Here is a 14494-nt window from a genome sequence, read left to right as displayed (position 1 = left end):
TTCAATACACATCAAGAACCCGGGAGGAAGGGGTCCGAAAATGACCAATGCGCCGTCGCTCATCACCGCCGAGCTGGTCCGCCTCGGCGCGACCCCGGCCACCAAGGAAGCCGCCATCCGCGAGGCGGCTCAGATGCTGGTCGCGACCGGCCGGATCGACCCGGCCTATGTCGAATCGATGCTTCGCCGCGAGACCGTCGCCGAGACCTATCTCGGTCACGGCGTGGCGATCCCCCACGGCATGGTCGAGGATCGCGGCCTGATCCGCGACAACGGCCTCGCCGTGCTGCAGATCCCGAACGGCGTCACCTGGAACGACGGCCAGACCGTCCGCCTGCTGGTCGCCATCGCCGCCCAGTCCGACGCCCACATCGCCATGCTGCGGCGGCTGACCCGCCTGTTGCAGGACGATGCGGCGCTCGCGGCGCTGACCACCACCACCGATGCCGGCGCCATCCTGCGCGCCCTCGACGAGAACGCCGTCGTCGCTCCGGCCGCCGACGCGGCGCCGGCGACCGATCTCGCCGAACGCTTCACCTGGGTCTGCGACTACCCCAACGGCCTCCACGCCCGCCCCGCCGCCCACTGGGTCGACACGTCCCGCCGCACCCCGGCCCGGCTCCGCATCCGCGTCGCCGATCGGGTCGCCGATCCGAAGAACCTCGTGTCGCTGCTCCAGCTCGGTCTGATGGCCGGCGAGACCGTCGTGGTCTCGGCCGAAGGCACCGACGCGAGCGCCGCACTCGCCGCCCTCCAGTCGGCGATCACCGGCCTCACCGCGCAGGAGAAGGCCGACGCCGCCAAGGCCGCGGCCAAGGCGGCCGTGGCGCAGGGCTGGACCCCGCCGTCGACGCTGCCGTCGATCGTCGGCATCTCGGCCTCGCCCGGTCTGGCGCTCGGCCGCGTCCATGTTCTGAAGCCGGCGACGATCGTCGTCCCCGACGTGCCCATCGGCCTGATCGAAGGCGGCGCGGCGCTCGATGCCGCGATCACCGAGACCCGTCAGGCCCTCGCCGTGCTCGCCGACGACACCCGCCGCCGCATCGGCGGTTCCGAGGGCGGCATCTTCGAGGCGCAGGCCGAGTTCCTCGCCGACACCGATCTCGTCACCCTCGCGTGCCAGCTGATGGTCGAAGGCCACGGCCCCGCCTGGGCGTGGCACGAAGCGGTCGAACGCACCGCCGCGTCGCTCTCGGCGCTGGGCAATCCGCTGCTCGCCGCCCGCGCCGTCGACCTGCGCGACGTCGGCCGCCGCGTGCTCGCACGTCTCGCGCCGGAGACCGCCGACGGCGGCATCTCGCTGCCCGAGGGCCGGATCGTCCTCGTCGCCCCCGACCTCACGCCGTCGGACACCGCCGGCCTCGACACCGCCAAGGTGGTCGGGCTCGCCACCGCTCAGGGCGGTCCGACCTCGCATACCGCCATTCTCGCCCGCACGCTGGGTCTCCCCGCGCTGGTCGCCGGCGGCAATGCCCTGCTCGACCTCGCCGACGGCACCGAGGTGATCGTCGACGGCAGCGCCGGCCGGCTGTGGATCGGCCCGGACGAGGCCGCCAAGGCGGCGCTCGAGGCCCGTCTCGCCGAGGACCGCGCCCGCGCCGACCGCGAGGCGGCCGATCGCGCCGCCCCGGCGGTGACGACCGACGGCCATCGCGTCGAGATCGGCGCCAATGCCAACACGCCGGAACAGGTGGCGCTGGCGCTCGACATGGGCGCCGAGGGCGTCGGCCTGATGCGGACGGAGTTCCTGTTCCTCGAGCGTTCGGCGAGCCCGAGCGAGGACGAACAGGCCGAGATCTATTCCGCCATGGCCGCGGCACTCGGCGGTCGCCCGCTGATCGTGCGCCTGCTCGACATCGGCGGCGACAAGCAGGTCGCCCATCTCGACCTGCCGCACGAGGAGAACCCGTTCCTCGGCGTGCGCGGCGCCCGCCTGCTGTTGCGCCGTCCCGATCTGCTCGAACCGCAGCTGCGTGCGATCTATCGCGCCGCCAAGGCCGGCGGCCGGCTGTCGATCATGGCGCCGATGATCACCTCGCTCGGCGAAGTGCTGCAGCTGCGCGCCGCCTGCGAGCGCATCCGCGCCGAGCTCGACGCCCCCGTGGTGCCGGTCGGCATCATGGTCGAGGTGCCGGCCGCGGCGCTGATGGCCGACGCGCTCGCGCCCCAAGTCGACTTCTTCTCGATCGGCACCAACGATCTGACCCAGTACGCCCTGGCGATCGACCGCCAGCATCCCGACCTCGCGGCGGAAGCCGACGCGCTGCATCCCGCCGTGCTGCGGCTGATCGAGCGCACCGTCGCCGGTGCCGCGGCGCACGACCGCTGGGTCGGCGTCTGCGGCGGCATCGCCGGCGATCCCTTCGGTGCGGCGCTGCTCGCCGGCCTCGGGGTCGACGAGGTGTCGATGACGCCGCGCGACGTGCCGGCGGTCAAGGCGCGGCTGCGCTCGGCGAGCCGGGCCGATCTGCGGGCGCTCGCCGCAAAGGCGCTCGCCTGCGAGAGCGCCGATCAGGTCCGCGCGCTCGACGGAGGCCGGTCATGACCCGTCCCTCCATCGTCACCGTGACGCTCAACCCGGCGATCGATCTGACGATCACCGTCGACCGGCTCGAACTCGGGCGCGTCCAGCGCGCCCGCACCGCCCAGTCGAACGCCGGCGGCAAGGGCGTCAACGTCGCCGGCTGCCTCGCCGACTGGGGCGTCGAGGTCACCGCGACCGGCGTGCTCGGTCGCCACAACGACGACGTCTTCGTCGAGTTCTTCGCCGCCAAGGGCATCGTCGACCGCTTCGTGCGGGCGCCCGGCGAGACCCGCACCAACATCAAGATCGCCGAGACCGGCGTCGGCGAGACGACCGACGTCAACCTGCCCGGCCTCGTCGTCGATGCCGGCCTCGTCCATGCGGTCTGGGCGGCGGCGCTGCGCGATCTCGACCCCGGCGCGCCGGTCGTCCTCGCCGGTTCGCTGCCGGAGGGGCTTCCCGCCGACACCTGGGCGCAGATGGTCGCCGATCTTTCGGACGAAGGCGCCCGCGTCGTGCTCGACACCTCGGGCGCGCCGCTCGCCGCGGCGCTGGCGCCCGCCGTCACACGCCTGCCGCATGCCATCAAGCCCAATCGGGCGGAACTCGAGGCGCTGCTCGATCGCGCCCTGCCGACGACGGCCGACCTCGTCGCCGCGGCGCGCGAGCTGGTCACGCGCGGCATCGCGCTGGTCGTCGTCTCGCTCGGCGCCGAAGGCGCGCTCTTCGTCGACGCGACGGCGGCACTCGCAGCCCGCGTCGCCCCGAAGACCCCGGTTTCGACCGTCGGCGCCGGCGACGCCATGGTCGCCGGCATGGTCGCAGCCCTCGCCGAAGGCGGGTCGCTCGACCGTATCGCCGCACTCTCGGTCGCCTTCGCGACCGCCAAGCTCGACCGCATCGGCCCCCATCTCGGGGATCCGGCCGCGGTGGAAGACATCGCCCGGCGGGTGGACATCCGCCGGTTCGACTGAACGGACGATCCGCATTCATCGAGAAGCGGGGGCGAGCCCCGACAGGAGGAAGGCATGACGAAGCTCATCGCAGTCGTCGCGGCGGAAGGCCGCGGCACCCAGACACTTCTGGCGATCGAGGCGCTGAAGAAGGCCGCGGCCGCGGCCGGCGCCACGCTCGTGGTCGAGACCCGCGCCGGCGGCCAGTCGGCCCAGCCGCTCTCGGCCGAGGACATCGCGGACGCGAGCGGCGTCCTGATGGTCGGCGACGGCGATGCCGGCGCCGATCGCTTCGCGGGCAAGAAGACCGTGGCCGTGTCGCTCGACGCGGCGCTGGCGGATGCCGCCGGCGCGCTCGCCGGCCTCGGCCTCGCCACGGCTGCGCCCGCCGCCGCCCCGGCCGCGAAGTTCATCGTCGCCGTCACCTCCTGCCCGACCGGCATCGCCCATACGTTCATGGCCGCCGAAGGCGTGGAGAACGGTGCCAAGGCGTTGGGTCATGCGGTCAAGGTGGAGACTCAGGGCTCTGTCGGTTCGCAGAACGCGCTGACGGCCGAGGAGATCGCCCGCGCCGACCTCGTGATCATCGCCGCCGACACCAACGTCGACCTCGCCCGCTTCGCCGGCAAGCGCGTCTTCTCCTCCTCCACCAAGGCCGCCATCGGCGACGGCAAGGCCCTCGTCCAGAAGGCCTTCGCCGAGGCCACCGTCCAGGGTGCCGCCGCCTCCGCCGCCACGCCGCTCGCCGACCGCGTCGCCGCCGAGAAGGCCGCCCGCTCCGCCGATCGCACCGGCGTCTACAAGCACCTGATGACCGGCGTCAGCTACATGCTGCCCTTCGTCGTCGCCGGCGGTCTCCTGATCGCCATCGCCTTCGCGCTCGGCGGCATCTACGTCTACCAGCCCGAACATGCCGGCACGCTCGGTCAGGCCCTCTTCCAGATCGGCGCCAAGTCCGGCTTCGCCCTGATGGTGCCGATCCTCGCCGGCTTCATCGCCTATTCGATCGCCGACCGTCCCGGCATCGCGCCCGGCGCCATCGGCGGCATGCTCGCGGGCACCATCGGTGCCGGCTTCCTCGGCGGCATCCTCGCCGGCTTCCTCGCCGGCTACGTCGTCAAGTTCCTCAACGACAACATCAAGCTCGGCCGCAATCTCGACGGTCTGAAGCCCGTCCTGATCCTGCCGCTGCTCGGCTCGACCATCGTCGGCCTGCTGATGATCTACGTCATCGGTGAACCGGTCGCCGCGGCGCTGTCGGCGCTCACCGCCTGGCTCAAGGGCATGCAGACCGCCAATGCGATCGTCCTCGGCGCGATCATCGGTGCGATGATGGCCTTCGACATGGGCGGCCCGGTCAACAAGGCGGCCTACACCTTCGCCACCGGCCTGATCGCCTCGGCCGACAACGCCGTCTACGGCCCGATGGCCGCCGCCATGGCCGCCGGCATGACCCCGCCGCTGGCGCTCGCGCTCGCCACCAAGCTCTTCGCCGATCGCTTCAACGAAGACGAGCGCGAGGCCGGCAACGCCGCCTTCTTCCTCGGCATCTCCTTCATCACCGAGGGCGCGATCCCCTTCGCGGCCAAGGATCCGCTGCGGGTGATCCCGTCGCTGATGGCGGGTTCGGCTCTGGCCGGCATGATCTCGATGGGCGTCGGTGCCGAACTCAAGGTCCCGCACGGCGGCATCTTCGTCCTGCCGATCCCGAATGCCGTCACCCATCTGATGGGCTACGTCATCGCGATCGTCGCCGGCACCATCGTCTCCGCCGTCATGCTCCGCATCCTCAAGCCCAAGGCCGCGTGAGGACGGACGGGTCGACCCGCGCGCCGCCCCCGCCCGCGGGTTCGACCCCGAAAATGCAGAAGGCGCCCGTGCGAACGGGCGCCTTCTTCGCGTCTCGGGTGCGGAAAATCAGCCGCGCGGGCCGTGCGCCGCCATGAAGACGTCGACGGCGGCCCCGACTGCCGCGTCGATCTCGGCCTCGTCGAAGCCTTCGACGACGGCGAACATCAGCCGGCTGAAGAGATCGCCGACGCAGAGCTGGATGAAGTGGACGGCGGCGCGACGCGGGTCGGCGATCGGCGCGAGCCGGCCGGCCGCGACGAGGCGGCCGAGAAGCTCGGCGAAACGGGCATGGCCCCAGGACGGACCGGTCTCCCAGAAGGCGCGGCCGATCTCGGGGAACTTCGGCGCCACCGCCATGACGGTGCGGACCTGGGCGACGTTGTCGGCGTGGGTGATCTTGCGCAGCAGGCGACGGCCGGCGGCGGCCAGCGTCGTGCGGGCGTCGGCCTCGGGCTCGAGATCGGTCCAGTGGCAGGTCTGCTCGGCCTGTTGGCGCTTGTCGTGGCGGATCAGCGCGGCGAAGAGCTGGTCCTTCGACTGGAAGTAGACGTAGAGCGTGCCCTTGGAGACGCCGGCGACGCGGGCGATGTCGTTCATCGAGGCGCCGTCGAAACCGTCGCGCAGGAAGACCGCGCGGGCGCCGTCGAGGATCTGGCGCGCCTTCTCGTCGGAATGACCGTGGGTCTCGCAGGGTTCGTCCGGCGCGACCGTCGGGGCGGCCGGGGCATGGGATCGCGACATGGCACTCCTTTCGCGGGACGCGTCGACGACGCGCCCGGACCTCGCCGAACGTCGGCCGCCGCTTCGTGTCGGCGGCGACCGACCACGGTCGATCACCGGACCTGCACGACGCCCGGCGCGACGGCGCCGTGAAGCCGCCGCGCGGCGCCTGCGGATCGTCGCCGCGGCCGTTTCACGATTCTTTGACCGAACCGTTCGGTTCGATCTTGAAATAGGCACGATGGCACGGTATGTCAATCCGTAATGACCGAACCGTTCGGTTCGATCGTATGATCGATCGTCGCCCTCTGCCCCGGTTGTCGGAGCGCGGGCACGGCGTCGAGACGACCTTCCGGCAGAGCCGGGCACGCCCGCCGCAGACGCGACCGGTGCGTCCCGAGGGCCCGTTCGACCGGCTGCGGCGCTCCCCCCTGCCGCCGCCCCGGTCGAACGGGCCGCCGGATCGCCCGGCCGACGCCCCGCCGTCACGGCCGGGTGACGCCGCTCCGGGCAAGGTGACGGACCCGCGGCGCGACGCCGGAGGCCGGCCGACGGACGAGACATCGATCGCGCGATCACCGAAAGACCATCGAGGACGAGCATGGCCCGCAACGAGACCGCCCCCGGAACCGCCGGAACCCCGCCGCGACCGACGCACGAGACGATCGTGCCGCCGACGGGCGAGGCCGATGCCGCGTCCCGCCCGGCGAGCGCGACCGGCAAGGCCGGCACCGCCCATCCCGCGACCCGCTTCGCCGCCAACCGCAAGCGCCTGCTCCTCGCCGTCCTCGGCGTGGCGATCGGCGGCTTCGTGATCTGGAAGGTCGGCCATCACGTCATCGAGGGCCGGCACTGGGTCTCGACCGACGACGCCTACGTCAAGGCCGAGACGGTGACGATCGCTCCGCGCGTCACCGGTCACGTCGTCCGCGTCGCCGTCACCGACCTGCAGAAGGTCGCCGCCGGCGAACTGCTGGCCGAGATCGATCCGGGCGACGGACGGCTCGCCGTCCAGGCTGCCGAGGCGAAGCTCGCCACCCAGGACGCGACGCTCGGCCGGCTCGATGCCCAGATCGTCGCGGCGCGCGCCTCGATCGATCAGGCCGAGGCCAATCTCGCCGCCGTGCGCTCCGACGTCGACCGCACCCGCGCCGACTACGATCGCGCCGTGGCGCTCGCCAAGTCGAACGCCGGCACGCAGCAGCAGCTCGATCTCGCCCGTTCCAACCGCGACCGCACCCAGGCCAACGTCGCCGTGGCCGAGGCCGGTCTCGCCGGGGCGAAGGCGGCGCTCGCCGTCACCGAGGGTCAGCGCCGCGAGGCCGCCTCGGCGCGCGACGAACTCGCCGTGGCGCTCGACAAGGCCAAGCGCGATCTCTCCTTCACCGAGGTCCGCGCGCCCTTCGCCGGCACCGTCGGCAACAAGGCGGTGGCGCCGGGCATGTATGTCCAGCCGGGCACCCGCCTGATGGCGCTGGTGCCGCTCGACGAGGTCTATGTCGAGGCGAACTTCAAGGAGACCCAGGTCGCGGCGATCCGCCCCGGCGCGCGGGCGAAGATCTCGGTCGACGGGCTCGGCGGCCGTGTCGTCGAGGGTCGCGTCGTCGGTCTGTCGCCGGCGACGGGCTCGCAGTTCTCGCTGCTGCCGCCGGAGAACGCCACCGGCAACTTCACCAAGATCGTCCAGCGTCTGCCGGTCCGCATCGCGGTGCCGGCCGAGGTGGCGCGCGAGGGCGTGCTGCGCGCCGGCCTGTCGGTCGTCGCCGACGTCGACACCCGCGCGGCCGAGTGACGGCCATGGCGAAGGGCGCGACCACGACGGCGGCACCGGCGGGCGGCGAGAAGCCGCGCCCGAAGACCGTCGAGCCGAATTTCGAGCCGCGGCGCGTCTTCGCCTTCATGGCCATGGTCTTCGGCATGTTCATGGCGATCCTGGACATCCAGATCGTCTCGGCCTCGCTCTCGGAGATCCAGGCGGGTCTGTCGGCCTCGGCCGACGAGGTCGCCTGGGTGCAGACGAGCTATCTCATCGCCGAAGTGGTGATGATCCCGCTGTCGGGGACGCTGTCGCGGGTCTTGTCGACGCGGGTGATGTTCGCGATCTCGGCCGCCGGCTTCACGCTGATGTCCTTCGCCTGCGCCATGTCGTCGTCGATCGAGGAGATGATCGTCTGGCGGGCGCTGCAGGGCTTCATCGGCGGCGGCATGATCCCGACCGTCTTCGCCTCCGCCTACACGATCTTCCCGCGCGACAAGCAGCCGGTGATCTCGCCGATCATCGGCCTCGTGGCGACGCTCGCCCCGACCATCGGCCCGACGCTCGGCGGCTGGCTGACCGAGCTCTTCTCCTGGCACTGGCTGTTCCTGATCAACGTCGTGCCGGGCATCCTCGTCACCACCGCGACCTGGATCATGGTCGACTTCGACGAGCCGGATCATTCGCTCTTCCAGGACTTCGACTGGGCCGGCCTCGCCGGCATGGCGGTGTTCCTCGGCGCGCTGGAATATTTCCTCGAGGAGGGGCCGGCCAAGGGCTGGTTCGACGACGAGCTGATCGTCGCCACGGCGTTCGTCTCGATCGCCGGCGCGGTGCTGTTCTTCTGGCGCGCCTTCACGGCGAAGCGGCCGATCGTCGATCTCGGCGCCTTCCGCGACCGCAACTTCTGGACCGGCTCGCTCTTCAGCTTCGTGATGGGCATCGGTCTCTACGGGCTGACCTATCTCTATCCGGTCTATCTCGCCCGGGTGCGCGGCTATTCGGCGATGCAGATCGGCGAGACCATGGCGGTCACCGGCGTCTGCATGTTCATCGCCGCGCCGATCGTCGGGCGGATGGTGACCAAGGTCGATCCGCGCATCATGATCGCCTGCGGCTTCGCCGGCTTCGCGCTCGGCACGTACCAGGTCTCGCAAGTCACCAAGGACTGGGACTTCTGGGAACTGCTGGTGCCGCAGATGCTGCGCGGCTTCTCGCTGATGACCTGCATGGTGCCGATCAACAATCTGGCGCTCGGCACGCTGCCGCCGGAGCGGATCAAGAACGCCTCGGGCCTCTTCAACCTGACGCGCAACCTCGGCGGCGCGGTCGGCCTCGCGCTCATCAACACCCTGATGAACGACCGCATGGACCTCCACCTCGCGCGTCTGCACGAGCGGGTCGCCTGGGGCAACGTCAAGGCCGAGGAGATGCTCGCCTCGCTGACCGGCGCCATGGCGCCGCTGGGATCGAACGCCAGCCTCGCCGCGACGTCGAAGCTCGCCGGCATCGTGCGGCGCGAGGCGCAGGTCTGGGCGATCGGCGACGTGTTCCTGGCGCTGACCTTCCTCTTCGTGATGCTGGTCCTGCTCGCGCCCCTGATGCGGCGCCCGCGCGGCGCGACGGGGCCTGGCGGCAGCGGGCACTGAGATCGGGCGGAAGAGATACCGATCTCTGACCGTTGTTCGGCTTCACTCTGAGGTGCACGGCTGAAGGCCGTGCCTCGAAGAGCGAAGCCACGACGGGCGGTGCAACTCGGCCCTTCGCACTTCGAGGCCCGGCTACGCCGGGCACCTCAGTATGAAGGGCCTCCGCGAGCCGTCCGACGGAGTGAATCCGGCAAGCCTCGCGGCTCCTCTCACGCCTCCTCGAGCGCCTTCCTGATGCGGCGCATGACGACGGCGCGGGCGCGGTCGTCGGCGGCCTTTCCCAGCCGATGCTCGACGTCGAGCAGCAGCTCCTGCCAGTCGTTGTGCCAGTCGGGCCGGCCCGGACGGGCGCGATCGATGCGCGGCGGACGCGGCGGTGCGCCGAGCGGCACGGCGCGGGCGCCCTCGAGCACGTAGGTCTGGTCGAGTTCCGGCGCGATCACCCGGCCGCGGTCGACGATGCCGTCGAGGCGGTCGGTCAGGCCGGCGATCGCCGGTTCCTCGCCGTGGACGACGAAGACGGCGCCTTCGATCGGCCGGCGATGGCGGATCCACTCGGCGAGTTCGGGTCCGTCGGCATGGCCGGAATAGAGATCCAGCATGCGGATGCGGGCGCGCACCCTGATCGGGTCGCCCTGAATGCGAACCTCGGAGGCGCCGTCGAGCAGGATACGGCCGAGCGTGCCGGCGGCCTGATAGCCGACCATCAGCACCGTCGCCTCCTCGCGCCACAGCCAGTTCTTCAGCCGATGGCGGATGCGACCGGCCTCGCACATGCCGCTCGCCGCGATCACCACGTGGAAACCGCGGACGCGATCGAGCGCCATCGACTGTTCGACCGTCTCGGTGAAGCGGATGTCGCGACGCTCCAGCGCCCGGGTCAGCCGGCCGCCCTCCTCGAGGTCGCGGGCATGGCGGCGGAAGACCTGCGTCGCCTTCTCGGCGAGCGGGCTGTCGATGTGGATCGGGATCGAGGGAATGTCGCCGCGCTCCATCAGCAAGGCGAAGTCGGCCAGCAACTCCTGAGTCCGTTCGACGGCGAAGGAGGGGATGAGCAACACGCCGTCGGGCCGCATCGCCGCCTTGACCTCGGCCTTCAGCCGGGCGCGGCGGACCTCCTCGGAGACCTCGTCGCGCTCGGTGTCGCCGTAGGTCGCCTCGCAGATCACGTGGTCGAAGCCCTTGGGGGCGACGGGGTCGTGCTGCAGCAGCTTGTGGGCCGGGCCGATGTCGCCGGAGAAGAGCAGCCTTGTCGGGCGGTCGTCGGAGGCGTCGAGCGCGGCGATCTCCATCTCGACCGAGGCCGAGCCGAGCAGGTGGCCGGCGTTCCAGAAGCGGACGCGGATGCCCGACGCGGCCTCTCCCCAGGTCTCCAGCGGCAGCGGCTCCAGCAGGTCGAGCGCGGCGGCGGCATCGTCGGCGGTGTAGATCGGTTCGACGCGGTCGCGGCCGCGCCGATCGTTGCGGCGGTTGAGACGCTCGACCTCGACCTCCTGGATGTGGCCGCTGTCGGGCAGCATCACCGCGAGGAGGTCGCAGGTCGGCGGCGTCGCCAGGATGCGGCCGGCGAAGCCGTCCTTCGCCAGCTTCGGCAGCAGGCCGGAATGGTCGATGTGGGCGTGGGTCAGGACCACCGCGTCGATCGTCTTGGGATCGAAGGGGAAGGGGCGATAGTTCAGCTCCTTCTCCGTCTTCGAACCCTGGAACAGGCCGCAGTCGACCAGGACGCGCGCACCGCCGGCCTCCACCAGATGGCAGGAGCCGGTGACGGTGCGGGCGGCGCCGTGGAAGGTCAGGGTCGGGTGGTGATCGCGATCGGCCGGCATGGGACACCTCGCGCCGATCGGTCGCCCCCCGTCGCCGCCGGCTCTTCCCTGAAGCTAGGTCGCCCGACCGCTCCGGTCATCCCCGACCGAACACCTACCGACCGCGTCACGCCTCCTTCTCCTCCGCCGTCGCCTCGTCGACAGGAACGCGGCGCGAGCGGGTCAGCGGGTCGAGCAGCATGTAGACGACCGGCGTCAGGTAGAGCGTCAGGATCTGCGACACCAGCAGGCCGCCGACCACCGCGAGGCCGAGCGGCCGGCGCAACTCGGCGCCGGCGCCGAGGCCGAGGGCGATCGGCAGCGTGCCGAAGAGCGCGGCGAAGGTCGTCATCATGATCGGGCGGAAGCGCAGCAGACAGGCCTCGTGCACCGCATCGAGCGCCGAGGCACCGTTCGCCCGCCGCTCGACCGCGAAGTCGATGATCATGATGGCGTTCTTCTTGACGATGCCGATCAGCATGACGATGCCGATCATCGCGATGACCGACAGGTCGAGGCCGAAGAGCCGCAGCGTCAGCAGCGCACCGATGCCGGCGGCCGGGAGCCCCGAAAGGATCGTCAGCGGGTGGACGAAGCTCTCGTAGAGGATGCCGAGCACGATGTAGATCACCAGAACCGCGGCGAAGATCAGCACGCCCTGGCCGGCGACCGCGTCCTGGAACACCTGCGCCGAACCGGAGAAGCCGGTCTGCACCGTCGCCGGCAGGCCGATCTGCCGCTCGATCCCCTCGATCGCCGTGACCGCCTCCGACAGCGCCTTGCCGGGCGTCAGGTTGAAGGAGATCGTCACCGCCGGCAGCTGGCCCTTGTGGTTGACCAGCGTCGGCGCCGGCGCCTCGCGGATCGTCGCCACGGCGTCGAGCGGTACCGTCGTGCCCGACGGTGTGCGGATGGTGAGACGACGAAGTTTCTCGGCGTCGGTGGTGAATTCCTCCGCTGCCTCGAGGATCACCGAATAGGCGGCGGTGTCGGTGTAGATGGTCGAGACGATGCGCGAGCCGTAGGCCGAATAGAGCCGCGAGCGCAGCTGGTCGACGGTCAGGCCGACGCGGGCGGCGCGGTCGCGGTCGATGTCGACGATCGCCTGGCGGCCGCGGACCTGCAGGTCGGAGGAGACGTCGACGACACCGGGGATCTTGCGGATCTCGGCCTCGAGCTTGGGGGCGACGTCCTGCAGCTCGGCGAAGTTCACGGCCTGGACCGTGTACTGCCACTGCGCCCGCGTCGCCATGGTGCCGATGTTGATGTTCTGAACGTTCTGGAAATAGGCGGCGATGCCGGGCACCCGCGCGGTCGCCTTGCGCAGCCGGGCGATCACCTCGTCGGAGGAGACCTTGCGTTCGCCCCGCGGCTTCAGCGTCACGAAGAGGCGGCCGGCCGACGGGTTGGCGGCGACGCCGCCGGAGCCGACGGTGGAGAGCACCGAGGCGACGTCGGGGTCGGCGGCGACGATGGCGGCGATCTGCTTCTGCCGCTCGACCATGGCCGGGAAGGCGATGTCGTCGGGCCCCTGTGTCGAGCCGGTGAGGAAGCCGGTGTCCTCCTGCGGGAAGAAGCCCTTGGGCGCGGCACCGTAGAGATGGACGGTCCAGACGACCGTGCCGACGAGGACGGCGAGCATCAGCCACTTGGCGCGCAGCACCCAGTCGAGGGAGCGCGAATAGAAGGCGGTGACGAGGGCGAAGAGGCGATCGAAGCCACGCACGACGAAGTTCGGGCGGGCGTGGACATGGGCCTCGTCGATGATGCGGGCGGCGAGCATCGGCGTCAGCGTCAGCGACACGACGCCGGAGATCAGGATCGCCATCGCGATCGTCACGCCGAACTCGTAGAACATCCGGCCGACGACGCCGCCCATGAAGAGGACGGGGATGAAGACCGCCACCAGCGAGATCGTCATCGAGACGATGGTGAAGCCGACCTCCTTCGACCCGAGGAAGGCGGCGGTCATCGGTTTCTCGCCCATCTCGACGTGTCGCATGACGTTCTCGAGCATGACGATGGCGTCGTCGACGACGAAGCCGACGGCGAGCGTCAGGGCGAGCAGCGAGATGTTGTCGAGGCTGAAGCCGAAGAGATGCATGCCGGCGAAGGTGCCGATCAGCGACACCGGCAGGGCCAGCGCCGGGATGATGGTCGCCCGCGCCGACTTCAGGAACAGGTAGATCACGCCGATCACCAGCAGCATGGCGATGGCAAGCGAGACCTCGACGTCCTCGATCGAATCGCGGATCGAGCGGGAACGGTCCTGCATCACCTTGAGTTCGATCGTCGGCGGCAGGTCGGCGGAGATCTTGGGCAGCAGATTGCGGATGCGGTCGACCACCTCGACGGTGTTGGCGTCGGGCTGGCGCTGGATCGCCAGCATGATGGCGCGAGTGCCGTCGACCCAGGCGGCGACCTTGTCGTTCTCGACCCCGTCGCGGGCGGTCGCGACGTCGGCGAGGCGGACGGGGGCGCCGTTCTGGAAGGTGACGACCAGCGGCGCGTAGCCGGCGGCGCGGGTGATCGGCCCGGTCGCCTGCAGCGTCACCATGCGTTCGGGACCGGTCAGCGAGCCGACCGGCGAGTTGGTGTTGGCGGCGGAGATCGCGGTCTTGAGATCGTCGACGGTCAGGCCGCGGGCGGCGAGCGCGTCGAGATTGGCGGCGATGCGGACGGCGTATTTCTGGGCGCCGTAGACGTTGACCTGGGCGACGCCGGGCAAGGTCGAGAGGCGCTGGGCGATGTCGGTCTCGGCATAGTCGTCGACCTCCGACAGCGGCAGGACGTCGGACTTCAGCGCCACGAAGAGGATCGGCTGGTCGGCCGGATTGACCTTCCGGAAGCTCGGCGGGGCCGGCATCTCGATCGGCAGCTGGCGCTGCGCCGTGCCGATTGCCGCCTGGACGTCGAGGGCGGCGCCGTCGATGTCGCGGGCGAGGTCGAACTGCAGCGTGACGTTGGTCGAGCCGGTGACCGAGACCGACGACATGGCGGCGACGCCGGCGATGCCGGAGAACTGGCGCTCGAGCACCGCCGCGACCGAACTCGCCATGGTCTCGGGACTGGCGCCGGGCAGCGTCGCCGTCACCGAGATGGTGGGGAAGTCGACGCGCGGCACGGCGGCGACCGGCAGCTGGCGATAGCCGAAGAAGCCGGCGGCGAGAAAGGCGATCATCACCAGGATGGTGGCGACCGGGCGGCGGATGAAGGGCGCGGAGACGTTCATGGCC

The 14494-nt window shown here is 70.9% G+C and carries 8 protein-coding genes; 5 read left to right on the top strand and 3 right to left on the bottom strand.

The genetic code is table 11. From position 1 onward, the window contains the following. Positions 1 to 40: 40 nt before the first annotated feature. Genes ptsP through ACT541_RS03810 form a run of 3 tightly spaced genes read left to right on the top strand, consistent with a single transcriptional unit; the run spans position 41 to position 5286 of the window. Entirely contained in the window at positions 41 to 2545 is a 2505-nt protein-coding gene (gene ptsP / locus ACT541_RS03820; protein ID WP_476134397.1) for a phosphoenolpyruvate--protein phosphotransferase, read from the top strand. Continuing rightward, complete coding sequence (gene pfkB / locus ACT541_RS03815) at positions 2542 to 3498, top strand: 1-phosphofructokinase (protein WP_476134395.1); 957 nt, start codon at positions 2542 to 2544, stop codon at positions 3496 to 3498. The genes ptsP and pfkB overlap by 4 nt, the downstream gene beginning before the upstream one ends. A 54-nt stretch (positions 3499 to 3552) precedes the next feature. Continuing rightward, positions 3553 to 5286, top strand: coding sequence for a fructose-specific PTS transporter subunit EIIC (locus tag ACT541_RS03810; protein WP_476134394.1), 1734 nt, complete (start codon positions 3553 to 3555; stop codon positions 5284 to 5286). 108 nt (positions 5287 to 5394) lie between these two features. On the opposite strand, the gene ACT541_RS03805 is transcribed toward ACT541_RS03810, so the two are convergent. Beyond that, entirely contained in the window at positions 5395 to 6069 is a 675-nt protein-coding gene (locus ACT541_RS03805) for a TetR/AcrR family transcriptional regulator (protein ID WP_476134392.1), read from the bottom strand. 580 nt (positions 6070 to 6649) lie between these two features. On the opposite strand from ACT541_RS03805, the gene ACT541_RS03800 reads away from it, so the two are divergent. Together ACT541_RS03800 and ACT541_RS03795 are read left to right on the top strand one after the other, a co-directional pair. Continuing rightward, positions 6650 to 7840, top strand: a complete 1191-nt coding sequence (locus tag ACT541_RS03800) for an HlyD family secretion protein (RefSeq protein WP_476134391.1) — start codon at positions 6650 to 6652, stop codon at positions 7838 to 7840. Between the two features lie 5 nt (positions 7841 to 7845). Continuing rightward, positions 7846 to 9453, top strand: coding sequence for a DHA2 family efflux MFS transporter permease subunit (locus ACT541_RS03795; RefSeq protein WP_476134390.1), 1608 nt, complete (start codon positions 7846 to 7848; stop codon positions 9451 to 9453). 209 nt (positions 9454 to 9662) lie between these two features. Here ACT541_RS03795 and ACT541_RS03790 read toward each other — a convergent pair whose 3' ends face one another. Both ACT541_RS03790 and ACT541_RS03785 read right to left on the bottom strand, forming a co-directional pair. Next, positions 9663 to 11279, bottom strand: a complete 1617-nt coding sequence (locus ACT541_RS03790; RefSeq protein ID WP_476134388.1) for an MBL fold metallo-hydrolase — start codon at positions 11277 to 11279, stop codon at positions 9663 to 9665. Positions 11280 to 11385: 106 nt separating this feature from the next. Next, on the bottom strand, positions 11386 to 14490 hold the full coding sequence (locus ACT541_RS03785) for an efflux RND transporter permease subunit (protein WP_476134386.1): 3105 nt from the start codon (positions 14488 to 14490) through the stop codon (positions 11386 to 11388). Between the last annotated feature and the right edge of the window lie 4 nt (positions 14491 to 14494).

Source organism: Pinisolibacter sp. DMC100 (assembly GCF_056313705.1).
The sequence above is the reverse complement of the archived record's forward strand: the minus strand, read 5'-3'. Positions and strand labels throughout refer to the sequence as shown.

Coding starts and splice junctions, on each gene's coding strand:
- ACT541_RS03790 (WP_476134388.1), bottom strand. CDS start 11,279: ATGCCGGCCGATCGCGATCACCACCCGACCCTGACCTTCCACGGCGCC.
- ptsP (WP_476134397.1), top strand. CDS start 41: ATGACCAATGCGCCGTCGCTCATCACCGCCGAGCTGGTCCGCCTCGGC.
- pfkB (WP_476134395.1), top strand. CDS start 2,542: ATGACCCGTCCCTCCATCGTCACCGTGACGCTCAACCCGGCGATCGAT.
- ACT541_RS03785 (WP_476134386.1), bottom strand. CDS start 14,490: ATGAACGTCTCCGCGCCCTTCATCCGCCGCCCGGTCGCCACCATCCTG.
- ACT541_RS03810 (WP_476134394.1), top strand. CDS start 3,553: ATGACGAAGCTCATCGCAGTCGTCGCGGCGGAAGGCCGCGGCACCCAG.
- ACT541_RS03795 (WP_476134390.1), top strand. CDS start 7,846: ATGGCGAAGGGCGCGACCACGACGGCGGCACCGGCGGGCGGCGAGAAG.
- ACT541_RS03805 (WP_476134392.1), bottom strand. CDS start 6,069: ATGTCGCGATCCCATGCCCCGGCCGCCCCGACGGTCGCGCCGGACGAA.
- ACT541_RS03800 (WP_476134391.1), top strand. CDS start 6,650: ATGGCCCGCAACGAGACCGCCCCCGGAACCGCCGGAACCCCGCCGCGA.